Annotated in this window: 4 protein-coding genes; all 4 read right to left on the bottom strand. The window is 41.4% G+C overall.

Annotated elements, in window-relative coordinates; genetic code table 11:
• On the bottom strand, nt 1-1,685 hold a 1,685-nt coding region (locus tag LGT40_RS00815), incomplete at its 3' end, for an LTA synthase family protein (protein WP_226069694.1).
• A 21-nt stretch (nt 1,686-1,706) separates the two neighbouring features.
• A complete protein-coding gene (locus LGT40_RS00810) occupies nt 1,707-2,084 on the bottom strand; it encodes a diacylglycerol kinase (RefSeq protein ID WP_226069693.1) in 378 nt (125 codons plus the stop codon).
• Nucleotides 2,085-2,088: 4 nt separating this feature from the next.
• Nucleotides 2,089-3,366: a sensor histidine kinase gene (locus LGT40_RS00805; RefSeq protein ID WP_226069692.1), complete on the bottom strand. Its 1,278-nt coding sequence runs from the start codon at nt 3,364-3,366 to the stop codon at nt 2,089-2,091.
• Nucleotides 3,363-4,046: response regulator transcription factor (locus tag LGT40_RS00800; RefSeq protein ID WP_226069691.1), on the bottom strand; the 684-nt coding region annotated here is incomplete at its 5' end. The genes LGT40_RS00805 and LGT40_RS00800, both read right to left, overlap by 4 nt.

Raw genomic sequence — 4,046 nt, 5'->3', positions numbered from 1 at the left:
GGCGTTTCAGCTGAAATGCCCATCAGCGACAATAAAGTCGGGGCCATATCAATCTGACTTGCCACTGTCTTAATTCTCTTTGGTTTAATATCGGCCCCAAGGATAAGGCCCGGGATCTGGAATCTTTCAATAGGTACCAAAGCATCACCGTAAACATTAAGATCATGATCAGCAATGACCAGAAACAGTGTGTCTTGCCAATAATCACTTTGCATAGCCTTATCAAAAAACTCGCCTAAAGCGTAATCTGCGTATTTAACCGCATTCAAATCCGTTTGCTTTTCCGAACCTTCAAGATCTATTCGCCCATCTGGAAACTCGTAGGGAGAATGGTTGCTAGATGTAAATACCAAACTAAAATAAGGCTGTCGTTTTTGATGCATTTCAGAGATGCGATGATGTGCTTTGTTTAATAAATCTTCGTCCGAAACACCCCAACTTCCTTTGAATACTGGATTTTGGTAATTATCTTGATCAATAACCGACTCAAACCCATTACCGATAAAGAATGACGCCATATTGTCGAAATGCGATTCTCCCCCATAAATAAACTCGGTAAAATAACCTTTATGATTCAATAAATCGGCAATGGTAAAAAAGTTTTGTTGAGAAAGTGAAAGCTTGACGACACTTCTCGCTGGGGTTGGCAAAAAACCGCTTATTGTCGCTTCAATACCTCGTACAGAGCGTGTTCCAGTAGCATAAAGCTGCTCAAACCACCACCCTTTATCTTTTAACTTTTCAAGCTCTGGGGTTACCGCATGTTCACCCCCCAACGATTTAACAAATGTAGCTCCCATACTTTCTTCAAGGATTATCACAAGGTTAAGCGGTTTATCGCGAGTTATCGATGATTCACGTTTATTTAAAGTAGGAAATGGTGCATCTGGATCCGCATTTAACCAAGGATAGTTCTGGTCCATTTCTGCCATGATTTCATCATCGGTCATCGAACCATAAACTTCGCCTGCTTCAGCCTCATGCTGCATGTTGTAGATTGCAAAATACACTGACCAACTGGAGTTGATGATAAGACTGTTCACCATGGCATCGGAAGTTATTGCAAAAATCGCTGGATTTGCAGGTCGGTGCGCCATTGTTGAACGAATCATCACCACCAGAAGCAACACCAATAGTGGCCAGGTTAACCAGAGTTTCCATACCGGCCAGTCAAGTCGATACTCCGACAACCATTTCTTTAACATACTGCTGAAGAGAATGCCTGCAATAATGGTCAGTGAAATGCCAAGTATAAGTGGGACTCTAAAGCCTTCCCAAAGCGTGGAAAATACTTCTTTTGGATATTGTAGATACTCCACAAATAATCTGTTTGGACGCAGGTCATACTGCAGAATGAAAGCGGGTGTTGCTGTCTCCATAAACACCATTAAAATGACTATAAACGTGCCCCAAACCCAGACCAGTTTTTGCCAAAACCGCCAAGTGTATTTATTTACTAATAACGGCATCAGTAATGCTAACGGCGCAATTAACATACTTATCATAATCAGATCTGCACGAATCCCCTGAATAAAAAATATCGGTAAATTAATTGCAGATGTGACTCTATCCCATTGCCATATAGCCAACCCCAAACGAGATAATGACAAAATAGCTAGTCCCACTAATAAAAGCTTCAATAGAATTTGATAAGGTCCAAGCCAAGACAAGTATTTACGTTTCATTGATAATCTAATTTCAGTTGTTTAAGTAAATTTTGGCCATAAAAGAACTAACCAAGTGACCACAGCGATCAATAGCGTCATCAACACTGCAAGAGAGCCATAGTCTTTAGCTCGTCCAGCTAAGGGGTGCAATTCGGTACTGAATCTATCCAGTGTGCATTCTATGGCAGAGTTAAGGGCTTCCACTGCCATCACGGCTACCATCACGCCTATCAATGCCAGACGTTCGATAGCTGTAAAGTCGATAATAAAAACAAAGGGTAGCAGCACTAGAAAAATCACCAGCTCTTGTCTGAATGCAGACTCGTATCGTGCACACAAACATAACCCTCTCAGCGAATAGTAGGTCGCAAATAACAACCGTTTCAGGCCTGTATGTTTAGGAACTGCTGAAGTCATAATATTAATCGCTCGGTGTGAAATGAATCTCGAAAGTTGTGCCACTGGTATCAGATTGGACCACGCTTAATTTCATGTTCAGTTTTTCACTTATCATCTGTGCGATTAATAGACCAAAGCGGGTTTCTTGAAAAAGTAATTGCTGCCCAAGGGAAGGATTAGTTAAGCGTTGGTGAATATCTATCGGCAACCCACTGCCAAAATCTGTAACGTGGATAACGCTCTCACCTGACTGAATACGTACCTCATCCTGAGTATGTAGAAGCGCATTGTGCAAAAGGTTGCGTAGTAGCATTCTCATCAAGGAGTGATTGGTATGTATAACTTGTTGATCATAGTCAGATGAAAGGTGAATTAACCGCTCAGCCGCTATTGGCATTTCATTTTTTATTTCCTCAACGGCATCCTGAATTAGAAAACTTAGAGAAATTTTAGAGTCATTTACCGGTTGTTCATTACGAAGCAAGGCTAATAGTGTATTGACCTCAATCTGCATGTTATTGACAGTTTGTCGAATGCGCCTCATCGTCTGTTTATCAGCTGCTGATAGTTGTTGCCGCTTGTCAATCACATCCAGAGCACCAGATAAGATTGCTATAGGGGTGCGCAATTCATGGCTAGCAGTTTTGATGAACATATTTTCACGCCGTACAAACTCTTCCATAGCGTCTAAAAAGCGGTTAAACGCATTAGCAATATTGTTGTATTCGTGCTCGATATAGTCATTTTCCAGTCGCTGCATGCTTTTACCAGGTGTCGTTTTATGTATGGCATGGGTGAGTTTTTGTAGCGGTTTCACCAGTTTTCTTGCACCCAGACGAGATAAAACAAACCCGATAAATGTCATTAAAAGAACTAAGCCCAGCATGGCCAGCTGGAAAAGAATTTCACGCTCCTCCATCGCTGTTATATCTTGGGAGATGAATAAAGTCCCTCCTGGAGAGTCAATCTGTTTTGCCAAAACTAAAAAATGTTGATCCTTGAACTCTATTTCTTCAGATGCAGGAGCTTGGATACCCTGAAAATGTTTTGGTAACTGTGAGGGATCTGGTGCTTTTTCACCGACAAATGCCACTGAAATATTAGCTGTTTGCCAGGTTTGAAAGTCGGAGTTATTGATTTTTTGACGATAGAAATCAAACTCATTACTCAGTTCAAATTCTAAAATCGTATACTCCATGTCCTCATATATAAATTCGATAATGACGAGTGAGAGCACGATTGTTAGAAAGCTGACAGCAAAAATCGTCCGATATATACGCGTAGCTAAAGACAAGCTCACTCGGTGTTACCTGGTTCGTCGGGAGTTTGCAGTCGATAGCCCCGTCCATGCATGGTTTTTACAAGATTAAAGCCAAGAGTCTTTTGTAGTATTTGCCTTAAGTTGTATATGTGGGTTCGTAATGTTTGCGTTTCTATCTCAGGACTACCCCAAATCTGCTCACATAAAACTTCATGGGATAAATATTTGGGATAAGCGTCAAACAAAGATTCAATGATTTTAGCGGCGGTTCCACTCAATTCAACGCTCGCGATGTCACCATAACGCAACATGAGTTGCCCGGGATCAAAGCTGAGGCTACCTACCTTTTTCACAGAATCATTTGCAAACTGCCGCCGGGAAAGCGCTTCAATTCGCAGCTGTAATTCTCTTAGATCAAATGGTTTAACCAGGTAATCGTCAGCACCCACCCCGAACCCCTCTTCTTTATCGGGCAGAGTGTCTTTTGCGGTTACCATAATAATTGGGGTATTTTTCTTTAAATCTTGACGAACTCGCCGACATATCTCATAGCCGGACAGACCTGGCAACATGATGTCTAACACAATCACATCGTAATCATTAGTCGCTAACAAGTGCAGTGCTGTTAATCCATCAGCTGCAAAATCGAGTTCATAGTGAGTATCCTCAAAAAACTCGAATAGATTCTCAGCAAGTGCAACTTGGTCTTCCACAATTAA

The organism is Methylophaga pinxianii, from assembly GCF_020447225.1.
GTDB classification, from domain to species: domain Bacteria; phylum Pseudomonadota; class Gammaproteobacteria; order Nitrosococcales; family Methylophagaceae; genus Methylophaga; species Methylophaga pinxianii.
This window is presented reverse-complemented; position numbering and strand designations above follow the sequence as displayed.

What these genes read in the sequence shown, in the direction of transcription:
- LGT40_RS00810 (WP_226069693.1), bottom strand. Translation starts at nt 2,084, where the DNA reads ATGACTTCAGCAGTTCCTAAACATACAGGCCTGAAACGGTTGTTATTT.